The sequence below is a fragment of the Aminobacter sp. BE322 genome (assembly GCF_050433525.1).
GTDB lineage: Bacteria > Pseudomonadota > Alphaproteobacteria > Rhizobiales > Rhizobiaceae > Aminobacter.
Genome location: NZ_JBNPXB010000003.1, coordinates 106,590 through 127,185 on the forward strand (window position 1 = coordinate 106,590; position 20,596 = coordinate 127,185).

At 65.6% G+C, this 20,596-nt stretch carries 23 protein-coding genes and 1 tRNA gene; 3 read left to right on the forward strand and 21 right to left on the reverse strand.

Annotated elements, in window-relative coordinates:
• Positions 1–75: 75 nt before the first annotated feature.
• Positions 76–327 carry a DUF1344 domain-containing protein gene (locus J2X50_RS06660; RefSeq protein WP_429093138.1) on the forward strand — a complete coding sequence of 84 codons (252 nt, stop codon included), beginning with the start codon at positions 76–78 and terminating at the stop codon, positions 325–327.
• 126 nt (positions 328–453) lie between these two features.
• Here the strand turns inward: J2X50_RS06660 and J2X50_RS06665 are convergent.
• The 7 genes from J2X50_RS06665 to J2X50_RS06695 all read right to left on the reverse strand — a co-directional run bounded on the left by J2X50_RS06665 (position 454) and on the right by J2X50_RS06695 (position 5,023).
• Positions 454–530: transfer RNA gene (locus J2X50_RS06665), tRNA-Pro, on the reverse strand.
• Between the two features lie 123 nt (positions 531–653).
• Positions 654–1,190, reverse strand: a complete 537-nt coding sequence (locus J2X50_RS06670) for a MerR family transcriptional regulator (RefSeq protein WP_429093140.1) — start codon at positions 1,188–1,190, stop codon at positions 654–656.
• A 111-nt stretch (positions 1,191–1,301) separates the two neighbouring features.
• Positions 1,302–1,625, reverse strand: coding sequence for an integration host factor subunit alpha (locus J2X50_RS06675; RefSeq protein WP_340037679.1), 324 nt, complete (start codon positions 1,623–1,625; stop codon positions 1,302–1,304).
• A gap of 130 nt (positions 1,626–1,755) precedes the next feature.
• The gene (locus tag J2X50_RS06680) at positions 1,756–2,727 is read right to left on the reverse strand and encodes a beta-ketoacyl-ACP synthase III (protein ID WP_429093143.1); all 972 of its coding nucleotides are present in this window, start codon (positions 2,725–2,727) and stop codon (positions 1,756–1,758) included.
• Between the two features lie 11 nt (positions 2,728–2,738).
• On the reverse strand, positions 2,739–3,806 hold the full coding sequence (plsX, locus tag J2X50_RS06685; protein WP_429093146.1) for a phosphate acyltransferase PlsX: 1,068 nt from the start codon (positions 3,804–3,806) through the stop codon (positions 2,739–2,741).
• A gap of 106 nt (positions 3,807–3,912) precedes the next feature.
• Complete coding sequence (locus J2X50_RS06690) at positions 3,913–4,467, reverse strand: DUF177 domain-containing protein (protein ID WP_429093149.1); 555 nt, start codon at positions 4,465–4,467, stop codon at positions 3,913–3,915.
• Positions 4,468–4,480: 13 nt separating this feature from the next.
• Positions 4,481–5,023 (reverse strand): ubiquinol-cytochrome C chaperone family protein, encoded by a 543-nt coding sequence (locus tag J2X50_RS06695; protein WP_429093152.1) that lies wholly within the window; start codon positions 5,021–5,023, stop codon positions 4,481–4,483.
• A 124-nt stretch (positions 5,024–5,147) separates the two neighbouring features.
• On the opposite strand from J2X50_RS06695, the gene J2X50_RS06700 reads away from it, so the two are divergent.
• Positions 5,148–5,669 (forward strand): outer membrane protein assembly factor BamE, encoded by a 522-nt coding sequence (locus tag J2X50_RS06700; RefSeq protein WP_429093155.1) that lies wholly within the window; start codon positions 5,148–5,150, stop codon positions 5,667–5,669.
• A 153-nt stretch (positions 5,670–5,822) separates the two neighbouring features.
• Here J2X50_RS06700 and J2X50_RS06705 read toward each other — a convergent pair whose 3' ends face one another.
• Positions 5,823–7,964 (reverse strand): sodium-translocating pyrophosphatase, encoded by a 2,142-nt coding sequence (locus J2X50_RS06705; protein WP_429093158.1) that lies wholly within the window; start codon positions 7,962–7,964, stop codon positions 5,823–5,825.
• Positions 7,965–8,156: 192 nt separating this feature from the next.
• The gene (locus J2X50_RS06710; RefSeq protein WP_429093161.1) at positions 8,157–8,651 is read right to left on the reverse strand and encodes a DUF2165 family protein; all 495 of its coding nucleotides are present in this window, start codon (positions 8,649–8,651) and stop codon (positions 8,157–8,159) included.
• 112 nt (positions 8,652–8,763) lie between these two features.
• Between J2X50_RS06710 and J2X50_RS06715 the strand changes: the two genes are divergently transcribed.
• On the forward strand, positions 8,764–8,961 hold the full coding sequence (locus J2X50_RS06715) for a hypothetical protein (RefSeq protein WP_429093164.1): 198 nt from the start codon (positions 8,764–8,766) through the stop codon (positions 8,959–8,961).
• Between the two features lie 7 nt (positions 8,962–8,968).
• Here J2X50_RS06715 and J2X50_RS06720 read toward each other — a convergent pair whose 3' ends face one another.
• The 12 genes from J2X50_RS06720 to J2X50_RS06775 all read right to left on the reverse strand — a co-directional run bounded on the left by J2X50_RS06720 (position 8,969) and on the right by J2X50_RS06775 (position 20,295).
• Positions 8,969–9,721 (reverse strand): ABC transporter permease, encoded by a 753-nt coding sequence (locus J2X50_RS06720; RefSeq protein ID WP_429093167.1) that lies wholly within the window; start codon positions 9,719–9,721, stop codon positions 8,969–8,971.
• The gene (locus J2X50_RS06725) at positions 9,718–10,656 is read right to left on the reverse strand and encodes an ABC transporter ATP-binding protein (protein ID WP_429093170.1); all 939 of its coding nucleotides are present in this window, start codon (positions 10,654–10,656) and stop codon (positions 9,718–9,720) included. The genes J2X50_RS06720 and J2X50_RS06725 overlap by 4 nt, the downstream gene beginning before the upstream one ends.
• Positions 10,653–11,819, reverse strand: coding sequence for an ABC transporter permease (locus J2X50_RS06730; protein ID WP_429093173.1), 1,167 nt, complete (start codon positions 11,817–11,819; stop codon positions 10,653–10,655). Before J2X50_RS06730 ends, J2X50_RS06725 begins: the two co-directional genes overlap by 4 nt.
• A gap of 61 nt (positions 11,820–11,880) precedes the next feature.
• Complete coding sequence (osmF, locus tag J2X50_RS06735; protein ID WP_429093176.1) at positions 11,881–12,792, reverse strand: glycine betaine ABC transporter substrate-binding protein OsmF; 912 nt, start codon at positions 12,790–12,792, stop codon at positions 11,881–11,883.
• A gap of 156 nt (positions 12,793–12,948) precedes the next feature.
• Positions 12,949–14,151 carry an MFS transporter gene (locus J2X50_RS06740; RefSeq protein WP_429093179.1) on the reverse strand — a complete coding sequence of 401 codons (1,203 nt, stop codon included), beginning with the start codon at positions 14,149–14,151 and terminating at the stop codon, positions 12,949–12,951.
• On the reverse strand, positions 14,148–14,648 hold the full coding sequence (gene nusB, locus J2X50_RS06745; protein WP_429093182.1) for a transcription antitermination factor NusB: 501 nt from the start codon (positions 14,646–14,648) through the stop codon (positions 14,148–14,150). Before nusB ends, J2X50_RS06740 begins: the two co-directional genes overlap by 4 nt.
• A complete protein-coding gene (ribH, locus tag J2X50_RS06750; RefSeq protein ID WP_429093185.1) occupies positions 14,645–15,109 on the reverse strand; it encodes a 6,7-dimethyl-8-ribityllumazine synthase in 465 nt (154 codons plus the stop codon). Before ribH ends, nusB begins: the two co-directional genes overlap by 4 nt.
• Positions 15,110–15,225: 116 nt before the next feature.
• Entirely contained in the window at positions 15,226–15,843 is a 618-nt protein-coding gene (locus tag J2X50_RS06755; RefSeq protein ID WP_429093739.1) for a riboflavin synthase, read from the reverse strand.
• Positions 15,843–16,967: a bifunctional diaminohydroxyphosphoribosylaminopyrimidine deaminase/5-amino-6-(5-phosphoribosylamino)uracil reductase RibD gene (gene ribD, locus J2X50_RS06760; protein WP_429093187.1), complete on the reverse strand. Its 1,125-nt coding sequence runs from the start codon at positions 16,965–16,967 to the stop codon at positions 15,843–15,845. Before ribD ends, J2X50_RS06755 begins: the two co-directional genes overlap by 1 nt.
• A gap of 3 nt (positions 16,968–16,970) precedes the next feature.
• Positions 16,971–17,435 (reverse strand): transcriptional regulator NrdR, encoded by a 465-nt coding sequence (nrdR, locus tag J2X50_RS06765; RefSeq protein WP_018427355.1) that lies wholly within the window; start codon positions 17,433–17,435, stop codon positions 16,971–16,973.
• Between the two features lie 125 nt (positions 17,436–17,560).
• Entirely contained in the window at positions 17,561–18,862 is a 1,302-nt protein-coding gene (gene glyA, locus J2X50_RS06770) for a serine hydroxymethyltransferase (RefSeq protein ID WP_429093190.1), read from the reverse strand.
• Positions 18,863–19,041: 179 nt separating this feature from the next.
• On the reverse strand, positions 19,042–20,295 hold the full coding sequence (locus tag J2X50_RS06775; RefSeq protein ID WP_429093193.1) for a L,D-transpeptidase family protein: 1,254 nt from the start codon (positions 20,293–20,295) through the stop codon (positions 19,042–19,044).
• Between the last annotated feature and the right edge of the window lie 301 nt (positions 20,296–20,596).

Sequence of the window (20,596 nt, forward strand, 5' to 3'; positions counted from 1 at the left end):
GGCCAACGGCGGCCGTAACTTCGGGCATCCAGGCATCGACCCCGATGCCCAAACGATCACCGAAGGAGAAATGCCATGCACAAGCTCATTCTTGCGACCGCCTCACTCGTCCTGATCTCGGGCGCCGCCTTTGCATCGGAAGTCAACGGCGTGATTGCCAAGTTCAATCCCGCGGCTCGCGTCGTCACGCTCGAAGGCGGCAAGAGCTTCACCATCCCGCGCGACGTCGCCCTGCCCTTGCTCCAGCGCGGCGGGCATATCTCGATCCAGTTGGACGACGAGGGGGACAAGGTCGACAGCGTGCTGATCCCGCCCTCGATGATGTGACGGAACAAGGCCGGCGCTACGGGAGGCCAACGTATCCGTGGCGCCGTCCGCCCATGAATTCGATGGAATCGCAATGCGCCTGTACGAGGCGCTTGCCTAAGCAAAGCATTGCAGGGGAAGGGAAAATGGTCGGAGTGGCCGGATTCGAACCGACGACCCCTTGACCCCCAGTCAAGTGCGCTACCGGGCTGCGCTACACTCCGGACCGGTCGCGATGTATCTTGATAATACCGTCCCGGTCAACCCAAATCGGCGGCTTTTCCGTCAATCTTGTTCATAGTTTCGATCGGCGGGCCGGATACGGCCGTCGCTCGCCGATGCGGTCCTCAGCGAACCTGATCGAGCAGCCTCTTGCACTCCAGGAGGTCGAACAGCGCCTCCTGCAGCAGTGCGCGGTTGTCACGCGTCAGCTTGCCGCCGTCGGCGGCGACGGGCCCTTCGTCATCGGCCTTGCCCAGGCCGAAGAAGCGCCGGCTGGGCTTGGCCCTGGCTTCGCCGACGAGCATCTCGTCGTCGACGCGCGGCAGGGCTGCCGGGGTCATCGGGGCCTCGGCCTGCTTGCGCTGGGCGATGGCCTCGACGGCCGCCACATCGCCGCTGCCAACCGCGACCAGGAACTGGTTGCCGTTGTCGCGCAGCAGCTTCTGCACGCCCTTGATGGTATAGCCCTGCTCATAGAGCATGTGGCGGATACCCTTGATGAGTTCCACATCCTGCGGCCGGTAATATCGGCGGCCGCCGCCGCGCTTCATCGGCTTGATCTGGGTGAAACGCGTCTCCCAGAAACGCAGCACGTGCTGCGGCAGGTCCAGATCTTCGGCAACTTCGCTGATGGTGCGGAAGGCGTCGGGGCTCTTGTCCATGGTCGCCACTTTCGCAAACGATTCGCGATTCATTTCAGCGGTTTGTGCGACGACATTCAAGCCCCGTACGAATCACGAACGGGCAATCAACCGATAAAAGCCGCGATTGCGCTACTTGGCGGCCTTCGACTTGCCGTTCTGGTGCGCTCGCAGGATGCGGCTCTTGAGCACGTTGGATGCCTTGAAGGTCATCACCCGGCGCGGCAGGATCGGAACCTCCTCGCCGGTCTTGGGATTGCGCCCGACACGCTCGTTCTTGTCGCGCACGTGGAAAGTTGCGAAGGACGAGAGCTTGACCGTCTCCCCGCGGACGATCGCCTCGCAGATTTCATCGATTACCGTCTCGACCAGCTGTGCCGATTCAGTGCGCGAGAGGCCGACCTTACGGTAGACGGCTTCGGCGAGGTCGGCACGCGTCAGTGTCTTTCCCCCCATGCGGCGGTCCAATCCTCAAAAACACAATTTCGCAAACGCGCCGGAGGTTAAGTAATTGATCCGTCAAGGTCAAGAACCGAACCGCAGCCGGCGCACGCGAGCCGCGGGATGGCGCTTGCGCCGTCGGGAATCACCAGCGCAGCAGAACCGCGCCCCAGGTGAAGCCCCCGCCCATGGCCTCGAGCATCACGAGGTCGCCCTTCTTGATGCGGCCGTCCGCGACGGCCGCCGAAAGCGCCAGCGGGACCGAAGCGGCGGAGGTGTTGCCGTGCAGGTGGACGGTGACGACCGCTTTCTCCTCGGCGATGCCGAGCTTCTTGGCGGAAGCGTCGATGATGCGCTTGTTGGCCTGGTGCGGCACGAACCAGTCGAGGTCGTCGGCAGAGATGCTGGCCTGGGCGAAGACATCCTCGATCACGTCCGTGATCATGCCCACGGCATGCTTGAAGACCTCGCGGCCCTCCATCTTGAGATGGCCGACGGTGCCGGTGGTCGACGGTCCGCCGTCGACGAACAGCTTGTCCTTGTGGGTGCCGTCCGAACGCAGGCTGGCGGCGAGCACGCCGCGATCGGCAATCGTCCCCTCGCCATGCTGGGCTTCGAGCACGAGCGCGCCGGCGCCGTCGCCGAAAAGGACGCAGGTCGAGCGGTCGTTCCAGTCGAGGATGCGCGAGAAGGTCTCAGACCCGATCACCAGCACGCGCTTGGCCAGGCCGCCCTTGATGTAGAGATCGGCAGTCGTGACCGCATAGACGAAGCCGCTGCAGACGGCCTGCATGTCAAAGGCGAATCCGTGCCGCATGCCGAGCCGGTTCTGGATCTCGACGGCGGTCGCCGGAAAGGTATTGTTCGGCGTCGACGTCGCCAGCACGATCAGGTCGATGTCGTCGGGCGTCAGCCCGGCATTGGCGAGTGCGGCGCGCGCGGCGGCTTCGCCCAGCGAGGCCGTCGTCTCGTCGTCGGCCGCGATATGACGCTGGCGGATGCCGGTACGCTGGACGATCCATTCGTCCGAAGTTTCGACCACGCCTTCAAGATCGGTGTTCTTCATGATGCGGCGGGGCAACGCCGAGCCGATGCCGCGCACAACTGATCTGATCACTTCGAAAAGTCCTATTCCTGTTCTTCGACCGCGGCGCTGGATCGTCCCATCGCTGCATGCGGGTTGCGTGCATGAAACAGGTCGAGATCGGCCTCGATGCGATCGAGCAGCCGGTTGCGAACCATATCGTACGCCATCTCGATCGCCGCCGCGAAACCATCCGCGTCGGCACCGCCATGGCTCTTCACCACCACGCCGTTGAGGCCGAGGAAGACGCCGCCGTTGGCACGGCGCACGTCCATCTTCTCGCGCAGCCGGTCGAACGCGCCCTTGGCGAAGATGTAGCCGATCTTGGCCATCAGCGTGCGGCTCATCGCCTCGCGGAGGTAACCGGCGATCTGGCGCGCAGTTCCTTCGGCGGTCTTCAGCGCGATGTTGCCGGAGAAGCCCTCCGTCACCACGACGTCAGTCGCACCCTTGCCGATGTCGTCGCCCTCGACGAACCCCTGGTAGTTCATCGAAGCCATGTTGGCCTCGCGCAGCATGCGCCCGGCTTCCTTGACCTCTTCCTGTCCCTTGATCTCCTCGACGCCGACATTGAGCAGGCCGACCGAAGGCCGCTCGATCCCGAACAGCGCCCGGGCCATGCCGGTTCCCAGAATGGCGAAGTCGATCAGCTGGTGGGCGTCCGCGCCGATCGTGGCGCCGACATCGAGCACGACGCTCTCGCCGCGCGTGGTCGGCCACAGCGCGGCGATGGCAGGACGATCGATCGTCGCCATTGTCCGCAGGCAGAACTTCGACATGGCCATCAGCGCGCCGGTGTTGCCGGCGGACACGCAGGCGTCGGACGTGCCCGACTTCACCGCCTCGATGGCCTTCCACATCGACGACTTCCAGCGACCGTGGCGCAGCGCCTGGCTCGGCTTGTCGTCCATGCGGACGGCGACCTCGCTGTGGTGGAACTCGCTGACCGCGGCCAGCCGCGGATGCTTGGCGAGTTCGGGGCGAACCGCCTCCTCGCGACCGTAGATGATGAAACGAACGTCGCTGCGCCGGACGGCGACCTTGGCCAGAGCGGGGATGACCACGGAGGGTCCGTGATCGCCTCCCATGGCATCAACTGAAATCCTGATCACGCGTCGGTCATCTCACTGTTGGCGTAGCGGGGCACGCATAAACCCGGGCGGAAAATAGCGGTTTTGGATCGCCGTACAACCGGATTACGCGAATCGAAAATCGTTTTCAAAGTTTCTTGGCAATCAAACGCAGCTTTTTCTGGAACTCGCTCTCGACCGGCCCGGCGTCTTCGTCGGTCGCTGCGGTCATCGTGGCGCCCTTCTTGCGCGGGTAAGGATCGATGCCGAGGCCGAAGAACTCCTCGGCGAGCGCGCCAACGTCGATGCTGTCGCCCTCGAAGGTCTCGGGGCTATCCGGCCCCTCGGCATCAAGCAGGATCTCGCCGCCAACATGGAAACCCTCGCGGCCGAGCTTGGAATCCTGCGGCAGGAAAACGCCCTCGACCTCTTCGTCGACCTTCGCGTCCAGCGGATCCATGGTGACGATGCAGGCCTGGGTGATCGACGCTTCGACGCGGCCGCGGACCTTGACCCCGTTGCGCTTCCAGCTTGTGACGAGAAGCTCGGCGCGGTAGCGCTCGACCGAAAGCAGCCCATGCGCCTCGGCCAATGCTTCGCGTTGGGCCGCATCGGCCTCGATGACCACCGACATGCCCTTCTGCGGCAGCCGCGCGACATTGACAATGAACGAGACCGGGCTCTGGGTCTGGACGTGTCTCATCGATGGCCTCCCTTCAGGCCGCCTTGGGCGCCGGGAATTCGAGCTTGCCGGCGCAGATTTCGCTGGTCTGCTGCGCCTTGAGGAAAACATCTGCCCCCAGCACATAGTCCGCCAGCGCGGCGGCCTCGGGCCAGCTTGCGTCTTCCGGGCGGACATTGCGCGCGAGAGCAGCGGCCAGTCCTGCCCTATCATTGCCCTCGACCGCCTCCCTATAGGCCTCGGTCCGGCCATAGAACATCTTAGCCAGCTTCTTCATCCGCTTTGGCACGCCGACGTCGCTGATTCCAAGTTCGCGCAGCGAGTGGTCGACGTCGAGGAAAAACTCGTCGATCAGCAGTTGCGCGATCTCGGCCGGCGGCCCCTGTTCGCCGCGCAGGCGGTGCTGGAACAGAAACATGTGCAGTGACAGCATCTCGAAGCGCCCGAGCGGCGTGTCCGGCACGTTCCAAGCAGAATATAGTGGTTCCTGCCGCGCCGCCGCCACGATTCGTGTATAGAGCGCGTCCGTGATGGCGCGGTTGGCTTGGCGTTGACGGCCAAACAGACGCTGGAACATGAGAGGGCGGTCTCCCGGGGACCCGTTTCGCTAGGTGGCCTTGTTGCATCGGCGCGCAAGCTGGTTTACCGGTTTTGCGGCTTCGCGCAAGCCAGGGCCCTGGCACGACAGGATGGAGTTGTTGTTGCAGTCGCTGAAATTCAAGATGCCATTTTCGCTGCGGCCGGCCGGTGCCGTGTCGCTTGTCGCGGCTGCCGTCGTGCTTTCGGCGTGCAACACCTCGAAGACCTTCGGTGACCTGAACCCGGGCGAGACATTGACCCAGGGCTACGTCATCGACCAGCAGTCGATCGATTCCGTGCCCGTCGGCTCGAGCCGCGAACAGGTGCTGCTGGCGCTGGGCACGCCTTCGACCACCGCCACCTTCGACAACGAGGTGTTCTACTACATCTCGCAGACGCGCAAGCGCGCGGTCGCCTTCGCCAAGCCGAAGCTCGTCGACCAGCGCGTGTTGGCCGTTTATTTCGGCACCGACGGCCGCGTCTCCCAAATCGCCAATTACGGCCTGCAGGACGGCAAGGTGTTCGATTTCATCTCGCGCACGACGCCGACCGGCGGCAAGGACCAGAACTTCCTCGGCCAGCTGCTCTCGGGCGCCGGCAAGATGGGGTCGAGCGCAGCCAGCAGCATCTTCGGCGGAAGCTGATCGGCCGGCCGGGCGGGCTCCAGAAACCTCAGGCAACAACACCCGCGGGAGCAATCCCGCGGGTTTTTACATTGACAGGACGGGCATAAAAAAAACCCGCCCGCACGACGCGGACGGGGTCTTTTTCTTGCCGGGTCCCCGCAGGGGCGCGGCTCAACTATGCGCCAGGACCGCCAGCAGCAGCAGTGCGACGATATTGGTAATCTTGATCGCCGGGTTCACGGCCGGCCCGGCCGTGTCCTTGTAGGGATCGCCGACGGTGTCGCCGGTAACCGATGCCTTGTGGGCTTCGGACCCCTTCATGTGCTTGACGCCGTCCTTGTCGGTGAAACCGTCCTCGAACGACTTCTTGGCGTTGTCCCAGGCGCCGCCGCCGGAGGTCATCGAGATCGCCACGAACAGGCCGTTGACGATGACGCCGAGCAGCGATGCGCCGAGGGCGGCGAAGGCGGACGCCTTGGAGCCGGAGATCAAGAGGACGCCGAAATAGACCACCAGCGGCGCCAGCACCGGCAGCAGCGACGGGATGATCATCTCCTTGATCGCAGCCTTGGTGAGCAGGTCGACGGCGCGCGCATAATTCGGCTTGGAGGTCCCCTGCATGATGCCGGGATTCTCGCGGAACTGCTTGCGCACTTCCTCGACGATCGCACCCGCCGCGCGGCCGACGGCGGTCATGGCGATGCCGCCAAACAGGTACGGGATCAGGCCGCCGAAGATCAGGCCGGCGACGACATAGGGGTTCGACAGGTCGAACGACACCGTGCCGATGTCGGCGAAGTACGGGAACTGCGCGCTGTTGGCGGCGAAATACTGCAGGTCGTAGCTGTAGGCTGCGAACAGCACCAGCGCGCCGAGGCCGGCCGAACCGATGGCGTAGCCCTTGGTCACCGCCTTGGTGGTGTTGCCGACGGCGTCGAGCGCATCGGTCGACTGGCGCACCTCCTTCGGCAGGCCGGACATTTCGGCGATGCCGCCGGCATTGTCGGTGACCGGGCCGAAGGCGTCGAGCGCCACGATCATGCCGGCGAGCCCGAGCATGGTGGTGACGGCGATGGCGGTGCCGAACAGGCCGGCGATCTGGAAGGTGGCGATGATGCCGCCGACGATGACGATGGCCGGCAGCGCCGTCGATTCGAGCGACACGGCGAGGCCCTGGATCACGTTGGTGCCGTGACCGGTGACCGACGCCTGGGCGATCGAATTGACGGGACGCTTGTTGGTGCCGGTGTAGTATTCGGTGATGACCACGATCAGGCCGGTCACCAGGAGGCCGATGAGCCCGCAGATGAACAGGTTCCAGCCCGTGACCAGGACGCCATTTGCCAGGCCGACCTCGCCCCAGCCGATGGTGAGCGACGTGGCCGCCCCGAGACCGAGGACCGACAGCAGGCCGGTGACGATCAGGCCCTTGTAGAGGGCCCCCATGATCGAACCGTTGGAGCCGAGCTTGACGAAGAACGTACCCGCGATCGAGGTGATGATGCAGGCACCGCAGATGGCGAGCGGATAGAGCATCACGCTCGAAAGCACCGCCGAGCCGGCGAAGAAGATGGCGCCGAGCACCATGGTGGCGACGACCGTCACCGCATAGGTCTCGAACAGGTCGGCGGCCATGCCGGCGCAGTCGCCGACATTGTCGCCGACGTTGTCGGCGATCGTCGCCGGATTGCGCGGATCGTCCTCCGGAATGCCCGCTTCGACCTTGCCGACCAGGTCGCCGCCGACGTCCGCACCCTTGGTGAAGATGCCGCCGCCGAGACGCGCGAAGATCGAGATCAGCGAGGCGCCGAAGCCGAGCGCCACCAGCGAATCGACGACCATGCGGTCGTTGGGCGCGAGCCCCATCGGCCCGGTGAGGACCCAATAGTAGACGGACACGCCGAGCAGGGCGAGGCCCGCGACGAGCAGGCCGGTGATGGCGCCCGACTTGAAGGCGATGTCGAGGCCGGCGGCCAGGCTGTTGGAGGCTGCCTGGGCGGTGCGCACATTGGCGCGTACCGAGACGTGCATGCCGATGAAACCCGCAGTCCCGGACAGGACTGCACCAATCAAAAAGCCGATCGCCGCGGTGCCGGAAAGCAGCCACCAGGCGAGCAGGAACACGACGACGCCGACGATGGCGATGGTCGTGTACTGGCGCGCTAGATATGCCTGCGCACCTTCACGGATGGCAGCAGAGATTTCCTGCATGCGCGCACTGCCCTGGTCGGATGCAAGCACCGACTGCGTCGCCCAGATGGCGTAAAGGACAGATAGCAAGCCGCAGGCGATGACGACGTAAAGCATTGTCATTGCCAATTCTCTTCCCTGATTGCGCCCGGATATCCCCTCCCCGGGCTAAGTGAACGAGACCGGCAGCCTATGTGCTGGTGCCGACCCCCGGTGCGACAATCCGAAACAGGGCCAAGGACGTCAAGATATCGCCGAGCTTTTGTCCCGGCTTTCGCCAAACCGCTTCGAACGGCCTCGAAATCAAAAAATGCCTCAGGCCAGGTCGCGGTCGGGCTGGTTGACGTAGATCAGCACCGCCAGCATCGACATGTAGAACTTGAAGGCTGCTTCCTGGCCGTTCCAGGTGCTGGACTGCCACATGGCGAACCACTCGCCGCCGACGACCATGAAGCCGAAGAACCAGACGAGAAAGCCCATCGTGGCACCAAGCGCGACAAAACCCTTGGCATCGTTGAATTCCTGTCCGGACCGATTGCGCGCCTGCCAGAGCTTCAGCGCGGCCACGAGGAAGAGCACGAAGGTCAGCGCCTCGCCGAAGATGATCATCCAGTAGCCGACGCTCCACAGCGTCGGGTTGGTGATCGAGCGATACATCAGCGCATTGCCGGGAAAGGTCGTGTCCATGCTCAGTACGTGCTGGACGAAGGCGAAATTGGAGCCGTAGTCGGTGATATTGCCGAACGCCACGAGAAAGGCGAAAGCTGCGAGGCAGAGACACATTACGATCTTGGAGAGACGCCAAATCATGGCCAGAATTCCTTCGAATGACGGATCGGGGCATCGACCAGATCAATCACCGAGTCTCGCGGGCGACGCAACAGGCCAGCCGGTCCAGCTGGTGCTGACCGGATCGGCCAGGATGTACGCCGGAAAGCTCGGGCTGGACGCGGCCATCGGCGCGCTGAAGCTTATGCCGGAATGCCAGACCGGCGACGTGGTCTCGATCGCGTCGGGCGCAGGCAGCCATGATTTCGCCGTGCTGCGCCGCCGCTGGATCGTCGAAGGCGGTGCGACGCATCTCGAGATCACGCTCGACCATCCAGTGCGCGGCCGCTAGCAAGGAATCAGGATTGCGTCGCCAGCCCCATGCGCCTGGCTGCGATGCGCTCCAGAGCCGACAGCACGTCATAGATCAGCACGGCAAGGGCCGCCACGATCAGCCCGCCCTGCAGGACGAAGGCGAGGTTGTTGGACTGCAGCCCCGCGATGATGACCTCGCCCACCGTCTTTGCGGCGACCGTCGAGCCGATGGTCGCCGTCGCCAGGCTGATGACGACCGACAGCCGGATGCCGGCCAGGATCACCGGAACGCTCAGCGGCAGCTCGATCTGGACGAGACGCTGCCAGCCGGTCATGCCGGCGCCGCGCGCGGCCTCGACGACGTTGGCCGGCGTCGTGGTGAGCCCCGTCAGCGTGTTCTCGAAGATCGGCAAAAGGCCATAGAGGAAAAGCGCGATCAGCGTCGGCTTCTCGCCGAAACCGACGGCCGGAACGGCAAGCGCCAGCACCGCGACCGGGGGAAAGGTCTGCCCGATGTTCACCAGGCTGCGCGACAGCGGCAGGAACTCTGCTCCGGCGGGGCGCGTCACCAGGATGGCGAGCGAAACGGCAACGACGATCGCAGCAGCCGTGGCGATCGCCACCGTCCGCAGGTGCAGCAGCGCAAGCGACAGCAGGCTGCCCTGGTTGTAGATCGCCGGCGCGCCGTTCTGCGTCAGCGGCTTGAACACCGGCTCGAACCAGGCCGGATTGGCGAGGAACGCCACCAGCAGGACCAGCAGCGCCAGCCGCAGGATCGTGGGGATCCAGGACCTCATTCGGGCCTCGCGGCGCGCTTGACCAGCCCGTCGACCGTCACCCGGCCGATGGCCTTGCCGTCGCCATCGGTCACCGGCATTTCGGAACGGCCGGACCACAACAGCTTTGCCAAGGCGTCGCGCTGCGTCGCGTCGGCGCCGATGGCTTCGCCCTCCGCCTGCCCCGGCTCGATGGCCTCGTCGACGGATCCCAACGAAAGCAGCTTGAAGGGCCGGTCGCTGGTGCCGATCAGCGTCTCGACGAAATCGTTGGCGGGCCGGGCAAGGATTTCCGCCGGCCTGGCGTACTGGACCAGGCGGCCGGCATCCATGACGGCGATGCGGTCGCCGAGATGGACCGCCTCCTCCATGTCGTGCGTGACGAGCACGATGGTGGTGCCGAAGCGCTTCTGGATGGCGAGCAGGTCCTCCTGCGCCTTGGTGCGGATGATGGGGTCGAGCGCGCCGAAGGGCTCGTCCATCAAAAGCACGTTGGGTTCGGCGGCGAGCGCGCGGGCAACCCCGACGCGCTGCTGCTGGCCGCCCGACAGCTCGTGCGGATAGCGCGGACCGAAGGCCGCGGGATCAAGCTGGAAGAGCGCCAGCAGCTCGTCGACCCGCGCCTTGGTCCGCGCCGCGTCCCAGCCGAGCAGCACGGGCACCGTGGCGATGTTCTGCGCCACCGTCCGGTGCGGAAACAGTCCGTGCCCCTGGATGGCATAGCCGATGCTGCGGCGCAGTTGCGGGCCGGGCACCGAGCGGTTGTCGACGCCGTCCAGCCTGATGGCCCCCGACGTCTGTTCGACCAGTCGGTTGATCATGCGCAGGAGCGTGGTCTTGCCCGAGCCGGATGTGCCTACGATCACGGTGATCGTGCGCGGCTCGATGACCATCGACACGTCGTCGACGACCGTCAAGTCGCCGTATCGCTTGGTGACATGTTCGATTTCGATCATGCGGCCTCCGCCACGGGTCTGCCTGTCGCGGCCGTTTCGATGACCGCGTCGAGAATGATTGCTGCAGCGAATGCCAGCGCGACCGTCGGCACCGCGCCGAGCAGCACGAGGTCCATCGCCGTCTGGCCGACGCCCTGGAACACGAAGACGCCGAAGCCGCCGCCGCCGATGAGCGCGGCTATCGTGGCGAGCCCGATGTTCTGGACGAGAACGATGCGGATGCCGGTCAGAATCACCGGAAAGGCGAGCGGGAACTCGACGCCTTTGAGGCGCTGCCAGTCGGTCATGCCCGTGCCACGGGCGGCGTCGTTGGCGGCGCGCGGGACGCCCGCCAGCCCGACGACCGTGTTGGCGACCACCGGCAGCAGCGAATAGAGGAAAAGCGCGACGAAGGCCGGTGCTACGCCGATGCCACGAATGCCGATGGCTGCCGCCCCCGGGACATTGGCCGCAACCCAGCCCAGCGGCGCGATCAGGATGCCGAACAGCGCGATGGACGGGATGGTCTGGATGATGTTGAGGGTGTTGAGCATGCCTGCCCGCAGCCATTCGACGCGGTGGCTGAGGACGCCGAGCGGCAATCCCACGATCACCGCACCGGCGAGCGAACCGAGCGCCAGCGTGACATGGCGCCGCGCTTCGGCCCAGAAGGTGTCGGCGCGGCTGGAATATTCCTTGAGGATGGAAAGGCTGTCCCATGCGCCCGAGGCGAGCAGCGCCCAGGCCGCGACGGCGACCGCCAAGAGCACGGCCACGCGTGTCGCAGGCTTCGGCGCGAGACGAGTGAGCCCGTCGGCGAGCAGGAGCGTGAACGCAAAGATCGAAAGCCAGAAGCCCGAGGCCGGCGAGATGCGGGCGAACGTATTGCCCTCGGGCGTCAGATAAACGCCGACCACGCCGATGAAGACGGCAAGGCCGGCAATCGCAACCGCACCCGCAGCAAGCCGCGCGACCAGCGGCGTCCTGAGCAGCGCCACGACGGCCGCCGCGCCGAGAACCGCGAGCAGCAAGGCGCCGGAGAACGGCGGCAGCGCCTCGAGTATCGACCGCGGCTCGCCGGCGACGATACGATTGGCGCGAAACGTGGCGAATGGCGCAACCAAGGCGCCATAGGCGGCGATCGCGGCGATCACCACGCCAAGCTTGTCAAATCTGATGCTCACGGCCGAGATGCGTCCCCGCTGCCTGTGGCGCGCCCCGACAGCCGAAGCGCGCCGCAGGAGCTTACTTCAGAAAGCCGTTCTTCTTCAGGAAATCCTCGGCGACTGCCTTGGCAGGCTCGCCGCCTACCTGGACGCGGCCGTTCAGCTCCTGGAGCGTGACGAGGTCGAGCTTCTCGAACACGGGCTTGAGCAGGGTCTCGATCTCCGGATGCTGCTTGAGCACCGCCTCGCGAACGATCGGCGCCGGCTGGTAGACCGGCTGCACGCCCTTGTCGTCCGTGAGCACGACGAGGCCGGAGGGGGCAATGCCGCCGTCGGTGCCGTAGACCATGGCGGCGTTGGCACCGTTGGTCTGGTTGGCGGCTGCGGCAATGGTGGCGGCGGTGTCGCCGCCGGACAGCGTGATCAGCTGCTCCGGCTTGAGGGTGAAGCCGTAGGTCGTCTGGAAGGCTGGCAGCGCGGCCGCCGAATTGACGAACTCGGCGGATGCCGCCAGCACGACATTGCCGCCGCCAGAGACGTATTTGCCAAAGTCGCTGAGGGTGGCGAGCTTGTTCGGCTCGGTAACGTCCTTGCGCAGCGCAATCGCCCAGGTGTTATTGGCCGGTGCCGGCGACAGCCAGACGATCTTGTTGGCATCGTAGTCGAGCTTCTTGGCGGTCTCGTAGCCCTTGGCGGCATCCTTCCAGACCGGATCATCCGCCTTCTCGAAGAAGAAACCGGCATTGCCGGTATACTCCGGATAGATGTCGATCTCGCCCGCGGCAATCGCCTTGCGGACGACCGGCGTCGCACCGAGCTGGATGCGGTCGGTCGTGGCTATGTTGTTAGCGTTGAGAACCGACTGGATGATGTTGCCGAGCACGCCGCCTTCGGTGTCGATCTTGGACGAGACGACCACCTGCGCACTTGCAGCACCCGTTGCGATGCCGAATGAAACTCCGGCAATCGCCAGAATAGTCTTGAAGCTCACGATACCCCCCTTTGATGTGACTGGAGACGGACGTCGCTACATATGAGCATGCCGTCTGCCTTACGTCGGGGCATACGCTTTCACTACATTCGGGCTGCGCGCAATATTTTTTTGAAGTTCGAACAAACGACGGCGACGACTGCCGACAACTTCCTGTCAGGCCGCCTGGCGGCGGCTCGCCTTGGCCAGTGTGGCCAGAGCACCGAGACAGACCACGCAAACCGGGAAAACCAGCCAGTTCAGCATGTCCCAGCCATAGGCGTTGTAGACCGCCCCCGACAGCAGGGAGGCCAGCGCCACGGCCCCGAACAACACGAAATCGTGAAAGCCCTGCACCCTCGCCTTCTCCGACGAGCGATAGGCGGTGGCGACGATCGCGGTGGCGCCGATGAAGCCGAAGTTCCAGCCGAGCCCGAGCAGGATCAGGGCCGACCAGAACTGCCAGAGCGCGATGCCCGACAGCGCCACGATGGCGCAGCCGATGAGCAGGAGGATGCCCAGCCCCACCATGCGCTCGGGGCCGAAGCGCCGGATCAGACTGCCGGTGAAGAAGCTCGGGCCGAACATGGCCATGACGTGCCACGAGATGCCGAGCGTCGCCTGGTCGGGCGAGAAGCCGCAGCCGACCATGGCGAGCGGCGCGCCGGTCATGACGAAGGTCATCAGCGTGTAGGTGCCGACCGCGCAGACCAGGGCGGCGGCGAAGCGCGGCTGGGTCACGATCTCCTTGAGCGGCCTGGCGTCCGCGGCGGCGGAAGCATGGTGCGCGTGCGCGCCTTCCGTCACCCGGAGGAAGGACAGGATGACGGCGCCGACCGCGGCGAGCCCGATGATGGCCGCGAACGAACCCGCAAACATCACCGGCGCGAACAACTCGCGGGTGAAGATCACGATCTGCGGGCCGAGGATGGCAGTGATGATGCCGCCGGCAAGCACGAAGGAAATGGCGTTGGCCTTGAATTCAGGCGGGGCGTTGTCGGCCGCGGCGAAGCGGAACTGCTGGACGAAGGCACTGCCGGCGCCAAGCATCAGCAGGCCGAACACGAAGAGCCAGAACTCGGCCCGGAACAGCGCCAGCGTCGCTATGGCGCCGCCGACGGCCGTCACGGCCGTGCCGAACATGAAGCCGCCGCGCTGGCCTAGGCTGCGGATGATGGCAGCGGCGGGAAGCGCGCCAAGCGCCATGCCCAGGCTGAAGCCGGTGATCGGCAGCGTCGCCAGCGACTTGTCTTCGCCGAGGAGGTAGAACCCAGCCAGGCCGCCAATCGAGAAGGAGATCGGCGCGGCCGAGCCTATGATGGCTTGCGATGCGGCGAGGATGTAGGCAGTTCGCCGCGCTTCGCGTTCGCCAACGGTCATGTCGCGTCCTTGCCCTTGCCTTCGCCGCGCAGCTTGCGGGAAACACGGTCGAGAACCGCATTGACGAGCTTGGGCTCGTCGTCCTCGTAGAAGGCCTTGGCGATGTCGACATATTCCGACACGATCACCGCCACCGGAACGTCCTGGCGCTTCATCAGCTCGTAGACGCCGGCGCGCAGGATCGCGCGCAGCGTGGAATCGAGGCGCGACAGCGGCCAGTCTTCGGTGAGCGCCTGGCGGATCACCGGGTCGACGATCTTCTGGTTCTCGACCACGCCGGACAGGATGGCGCGGAACCACTGCGCGTCGGCCTCGCGGTAGAGCGCGCCGTCGACTTCCTTGCCGAGCCGGAAGGCCTCGTATTCAGCCGTGATCTCGAGCAGGCCGCTGCCGGCCACGTCCATCTGGTAGAGCGCCTGGACGGCGGCGAGACGGGCCGCGCCGCGCTTGTTGGCATGGCGGACGGCCGGCTGGCCCTTGTCTTCGGAAGAGCTCACGATCGGGCGGCTCCCAGTTTCTCGCGCACGGCGATCATGGTCAGCGCGGCACGGGCCGCGAAGCCGCCCTTGTCGCCATCGCCGCGGCGGGCACGCACCCAGGCCTGCTCGTCGTTTTCGGTGGTCAGGATGCCGTTGCCGATGGCGATCGACTCGGCGACCGAGAGATCCATCAGCGCGCGGGCGGATTCGTTGGCGACGATCTCGAAATGATAGGTTTCGCCGCGGATGACGGTGCCGAGCGCGACATAGCCGTCGTAGTGGACACCCTCGTCGTCGGCCGCATCGAGGGCAAAGGAGATCACGGCCGGAATTTCGAGCGCACCGGGCACGGTGACCACGTCATAGGACGCGCCGGCTTCGTCGAGCGCGGCCTTGGCGCCGTCGAGCAGTGCGTCGGCGAGGTCGTCGTAAAAGCGCGCCTCGACGATGAGGAGCTTCAGTTTCTTGTCATTGGCCATGTTCGATCTCCGGCAGAGCCGGTCACTTAGGCCGAACCGGGGGAGTTCGCAAGCGAAGTGTTAAGGGCCAGAGCATGAAACCGCCGGCCGCCTTGCGCAAGCCGCTTGCGGTCGTCTCAGAGCCCTTCCCGGGCAGCGTCGGCGAGCCGCGCCGCATAACGCGCCATGGTGTCGACCTCGATGTTGATGCGGTCGCCGACCTTGCGTTCGCCCCAGGTCGTCACCTGCAGCGAATGGTGGATCAACAGCACGTCGAAACGCGTGCCCTCGACCTTGTTGACCGTCAGCGACGTGCCGTCGAGGGCAACCGAACCCTTGGGCGCGACGAACTTCGCCAATTCGCGCGGCGCCTCCAGCCGGAACCGCACCGCCTCGCCCTCGTCCTCGCGCGAAACGATCTCGGCCATGCCGTCGACATGGCCCGAAACGATGTGCCCGCCAAGCTCGTCGCCGATCTTGAGCGCGCGTTCGAGGTTGATGCGGCGCCCGGCGGACCAGTCGCTCGCGGTAGTGAGGCGCAAGGCCTCCTCCCAGGCTTCGACCTCGAACCAGCGGGCGTTGGACGCCTCTTCCGGCAGCCTGACGACGGTCAGGCAGACCCCCGAGCAGGCGATCGAAGCGCCGATGTCGATGGTCCTGGGGTCGTAGGCCGTATCGATGCGCAGGCGCACGCCCTGATCGAGCGGAGCGGTGGACGCAACGGTCCCCACGTCGGTAACGATCCCGGTGAACATCAGATATCCCTTATCCATTCGGCGAAGCCGTCCTCGGCGTAGCGCGCCTCGTGCACCAGCCGGAACCCTGCCGGTATATGGTCGCGGCCGATCGGCGCCGCAATGCCGTCCGAGCCGATCGCCTCGGGGCCGCAGAAGAGCGCGATCCTGTCGACCAGCCCGTCCTCGAGGAACGCGCGCGCCGTATCCGCCCCGCCCTCGACGAGGATGCGCGACATGCCCTGATTGGCCAGGTCCTCGAGCAGTTCGGGCAGCGCGACCCGCCCGTCATAGCTCTCGGTCGCCAGGAACTTCACGCCGGCGCGTTCGAGCTCGGCCCGGTTGGCCGCGTCGCCTTCCGGACAGGTGGCGACCAGCACGGGCACGTCCAGCGCCGAGCGGGCCAGCTTCGAGGTCACCGGCAGACGGGTCAGCCTGTCGAGCACGATCCGAGCCGGCGACCGCGTCCGCAGGCCCGGCAGGCGCACGGTGAGCTCGGGATCGTCGGCGATGGCCGTGCCGATGCCGATCAGGATCGCGTCGCATTCGGCGCGCATGACGTGGACCTGGCGCCGCGACACCTCGCCGGTGATCTCGATCTGCCCCTCGCCGCGCCGGCCGATCATGCCGTCGGCGGAAAGCGCAAGCTTCAGAATCACTTCCGGCCGCTTGTTGACGGATCGATTCAGGTAGCCTGCCAGCTGGTCGGCCGCTTCGGCGGCCATCACCCGCTCCCTCACCTCGATGCCGGCAGTGCGCAATATGGCGTAGCCGTTGCCCGACACGCGGGGATCGGGATCGCTGGCGGCACCGACGACGCGCGTTATGCCGGCGCTGACGAGCGCGTTGGCGCATGGCGGCGTGCGGCCATGGTGGGCGCAGGGTTCGAGCGTCACGTAGGCGGTGGCGCCGCGCGCCAGCTCGCCCGCTTCGGCGAGTGCCTGGGGCTCGGCATGGGGCCGGCCGCCGACGGCGGTGACACCCCTGCCCACGATGACCGGGCCGTTGCCGTCGTCGCGGACGATCAGCGTGCCGACGGAAGGATTGGTCGAGGTGAGCCCGAGATGCCGGCGCGCGTAGCGGATCGCAGCGGCCATGAAGCGGCGGTCGATGCGGTCCTGCTCAGGGGTGGTCGTTCCGGGCATGGCTCAGCCGGCGTCCTCGTCGCCCTTCAGCTCGCCGAGCACCTCGTGGAAGTCCTTGGCCTCGCGGAAATTGCGGTAGACGGAGGCGAAGCGGACATAGGCGACATCGTCGAGCGACTTCAGCGCCTCCATGACCAGACGGCCGATCTCGCCGGAGGGGATTTCGCTTTCGCCCGAGCTTTCGAGCTGGCGCACGATGCCGGTGACGGCGCGCTCGATGCGCTCGGGATCGACGTTGCGCTTGCGCACCGCGATCTCGACCGAGCGGGCGAGCTTGTCGCGGTCGAAGGGAACCTTGCGGCCGGACTTCTTGAGCACGACGAGATCGCGCAGCTGCACGCGCTCGAAGGTGGTGAAGCGGCCGCCGCAAACCGGGCAGATGCGCCGCCGGCGGATGGCCGCGCCATCCTCGGCGGGACGCGAGTCCTTCACCTGCGTGTCTTCAGACTGGCAATAAGGGCAGCGCATCGTTCGGCCTTGTCTTCGAATCCCGTCCGCGAAAGGCTTAAAGCATGATCCGCAAAAGCAGAAGCCCCATCCCGGGCCGGCCGGGACGGGGCTTCGTCATTGGGGTCGCGCCGAAGCGCCCAGGCTCAACCCAGATACGGATAGAGCGGGAAGCGCCCGGTCAGGTTGACGACCTTCTGCTTGACGGCGGCTTCAACCGCGGCGTTGCCCTCGTCGGAGTTCGCAACCTTGAGCCCGTCCAGGACTTCCGCGATCAGCTGGCCGATCTCGCGGAACTCGGCTTCGCCGAAGCCGCGGGTGGTGCCCGCCGGCGTGCCGAGACGAACGCCGGAGGTGACGAAGGGCTTCTCCGGATCGAAGGGGATGCCGTTCTTGTTGCAGGTGATGTTGGCGCGGCCGAGAGCCGCCTCGGCGCGCTTGCCGGTGGCGTTCTTGGGACGCAGGTCGACCAGCATCAGGTGGTTGTCGGTACCGCCCGAAACGATGTCGAGGCCGGTTTCCTTGAGGCTCTCGGCGAGCGCCTTGGCGTTGGCCGCGACGTTATGGGCATAGGTCTTGAATTCCGGCTTCAGCGCCTCGCCGAAGGCCACGGCCTTGGCGGCGATGACGTGCATCAGAGGGCCGCCCTGCAGGCCGGGGAACACCGCCGAATTCATCTTCTTGGCGATTTCCTCGTCATTGGTGAGGATCATGCCGCCGCGCGGGCCGCGCAGCGACTTGTGCGTGGTGGTGGTGACCACATGCGCATGCGGCAGCGGCGACGGGTGCACGCCACCGGCGACGAGGCCGGCGATGTGGGCCATGTCGACCATCAGATAGGCGCCGATGGAATCGGCGATCTCGCGGAAGCGCTGCCAGTCCCAGACGCGCGAATAGGCGGTGCCGCCGGCAAGGATGAGCTTCGGGTTGTGGGCGTGGGCCAGGCGCTCGATCTCGTCCATGTCGAGCAGGTGGTCGTCCTTGCGCACGCCGTAAGAGACGACCTTGAACCACTTGCCGGACATGTTGACCGGCGAGCCGTGGGTCAGGTGGCCGCCCGAATTGAGGTCGAGGCCCATGAAGGTGTCGCCCGGCTGCAGCAGGCCGAGGAAAACGGCCTGGTTCATCTGGCTGCCCGAGTTGGGCTGCACGTTGGCGAACTTGCAGCCGAACAGCTTCTTGGCGCGCTCGATGGCGAGCTCCTCGGCGACGTCGACGAACTGGCAGCCGCCGTAATAGCGCTTGCCGGGGTAACCTTCGGCATATTTGTTGGTCATGATCGAGCCCTGCGCCTCGAGCACGGCACGGGAAACGATGTTTTCCGAAGCGATCAGTTCGATCTCATGACGCTGGCGACCGAGTTCGTTGCGGATCGAGCCGAAAATCTCCGGATCGGACTCCGAAAGAGGGGTGCCAAAGAAGGATTCGAGGTTTTTGGAGACGGCCATCGGCAATTGATCCTTGCTGTCCGGTGGGGGCATCGTGGAGGTTCGGCGGGCCATTAACATACTTGCCCCTGCGTCGCCACGCGAAGTGCGAAATTTCGTGGTCGCATTTGGACCGACAGCAAAAAAGCCGCCCTGGGGCGGCTTTTTTTTCAGCTTGTCCGAGTTGGCGGACGACCGGCTCAGAGCGCCGAGGTCATCTGCAGTTCGTCGACACCGTCGCGGCCATAGATGTCGTCGCGGAACTGGACGACGCCATCGCCGGTGGACCAGGCGGAGATGTAGGTGAAGTAGACCGGCACCGGATTGGTGACGGGAACCGGCGTGTTCTCGCCCGACTTGATGGTCTGCTCGAAATGCTGACGGCTCCAGCCGGGCGTGTCGCGGAGAATCCAGGTCACCAGGTCGCGCACGTTCTGGACGCGCACGCAGCCCGAGGAATCGAAGCGCATCAGCTTGTCGAACAGGCTCTGCTGCGGCGTGTCGTGCATGTAGACGCCATCGGGGCTCGGGAAGTTGATCTTCACCGACGCCATGGCGTTGATGGCGCCCGGATCCTGACGGAACAGGTACTTGGCGGCCTCTTCCGTCGACCAGTCGACGGTCATCGGATCGACCTCGCTGCCGTCCGGCGCGATGAGGCGGATCTTGCTCTTGGTCAGATACTCGGGATCCTTGCGCATCAGCGGAATGATGTCCTTGCGGACGATCGAGACCGGCGCATTCCAGTACGGGTTGACGACGATCTCGTTGATCTTCGAGGCGACGATCGGCGTCTGCCGGTCGACCTTGCCGACGATCGCCGTATGGCGGAGCACGACGCGGTCGCCCTCGACGGCCTCGATCTGGGCCGCCGGGATGTTGACGTTCACATAGCGGTCGCCAAGCTGGCCGGCCTGCGCCTGGAGGCGCTGGAGGTTGGTCTCGAGCTGGCCGAGGCGCACCTGGGCACTGACATTCATGGCAGCGTAGGTGTACTGGCCCATCACGCCGTCGGACGGCAGGCCGTGCCTAGCCTGGAAGCGCTTGAGCGCCGCATCGACATAGGTGTCGAACGAGTTGGAGATGCCGGCGCGCGGCGACAGGTCGCCGGACACCATCAGGCGCTGGCGCAGGATCGCGACATCGGGATCGTCCACGCCGAGCTGAAGCTTCTTGGTCGCCGGCACGACGGGCCAGCCGCCCTGCGCGACGATGTTCTGGTACTGGGCGATGGCCTGCTGGACGAAGCCGACCGTCTGGGGCGAAAAGATCGGCAGCGTGGTGGCGACCTTGCCGCCCTGGGTCACGCGCGCATCGAACTCGTCGTCCCAGTTGCCGCGACGCGACGAGCCGAGCACCTCACCGATCACGTCCTGGGCACTTGCAGCGCCCGACAAGGCTGCCATGGCGATAGCGCCGGCACCGGAGAGAAAGAAACGGCGACTTGTTTTCATGGGCGTCCCAGACATTTTCGCGCAACTTCGAGGGCGGGAGAATATCCCGCAACGGTATGACGGCCATGCTTAACAATTAGCCAACCATAACCCGGAACAGCCCGCGCCGGAAGCGCGGCATCGACGACCGGGTTGCTGACGGCCACATAAAGGCAGCTACTGGCACATCACAGATCGCTTTCGGTTTTCACCCGAATATGGCGGCAACATGGCTGTGCCGCCCCGACGGCCGGCAACATTACAGAAAAAGGAAGGGCCGGTGCATTTCTGCAACCGGCCCAGCGACTGGAGGGTCGTTCCT

Coding starts and splice junctions, on each gene's coding strand:
- J2X50_RS06755 (WP_429093739.1), bottom strand. CDS start 15,843: ATGTTCACCGGGATCGTTACCGACGTGGGGACCGTTGCGTCCACCGCT.
- nrdR (WP_018427355.1), bottom strand. CDS start 17,435: ATGCGCTGCCCTTATTGCCAGTCTGAAGACACGCAGGTGAAGGACTCG.
- J2X50_RS06710 (WP_429093161.1), bottom strand. CDS start 8,651: ATGATTTGGCGTCTCTCCAAGATCGTAATGTGTCTCTGCCTCGCAGCT.
- J2X50_RS06670 (WP_429093140.1), bottom strand. CDS start 1,190: ATGGACAAGAGCCCCGACGCCTTCCGCACCATCAGCGAAGTTGCCGAA.
- J2X50_RS06675 (WP_340037679.1), bottom strand. CDS start 1,625: ATGGGGGGAAAGACACTGACGCGTGCCGACCTCGCCGAAGCCGTCTAC.
- J2X50_RS06705 (WP_429093158.1), bottom strand. CDS start 7,964: ATGACAATGCTTTACGTCGTCATCGCCTGCGGCTTGCTATCTGTCCTT.
- glyA (WP_429093190.1), bottom strand. CDS start 18,862: ATGGCCGTCTCCAAAAACCTCGAATCCTTCTTTGGCACCCCTCTTTCG.
- J2X50_RS06715 (WP_429093164.1), top strand. CDS start 8,764: ATGTACGCCGGAAAGCTCGGGCTGGACGCGGCCATCGGCGCGCTGAAG.
- ribD (WP_429093187.1), bottom strand. CDS start 16,967: ATGCCCGGAACGACCACCCCTGAGCAGGACCGCATCGACCGCCGCTTC.
- J2X50_RS06695 (WP_429093152.1), bottom strand. CDS start 5,023: ATGTTCCAGCGTCTGTTTGGCCGTCAACGCCAAGCCAACCGCGCCATC.
- J2X50_RS06720 (WP_429093167.1), bottom strand. CDS start 9,721: ATGAGGTCCTGGATCCCCACGATCCTGCGGCTGGCGCTGCTGGTCCTG.
- J2X50_RS06740 (WP_429093179.1), bottom strand. CDS start 14,151: ATGACCGTTGGCGAACGCGAAGCGCGGCGAACTGCCTACATCCTCGCC.
- J2X50_RS06690 (WP_429093149.1), bottom strand. CDS start 4,467: ATGAGACACGTCCAGACCCAGAGCCCGGTCTCGTTCATTGTCAATGTC.
- ribH (WP_429093185.1), bottom strand. CDS start 15,109: ATGGCCAATGACAAGAAACTGAAGCTCCTCATCGTCGAGGCGCGCTTT.
- J2X50_RS06725 (WP_429093170.1), bottom strand. CDS start 10,656: ATGATCGAAATCGAACATGTCACCAAGCGATACGGCGACTTGACGGTC.
- J2X50_RS06775 (WP_429093193.1), bottom strand. CDS start 20,295: ATGAAAACAAGTCGCCGTTTCTTTCTCTCCGGTGCCGGCGCTATCGCC.
- J2X50_RS06660 (WP_429093138.1), top strand. CDS start 76: ATGCACAAGCTCATTCTTGCGACCGCCTCACTCGTCCTGATCTCGGGC.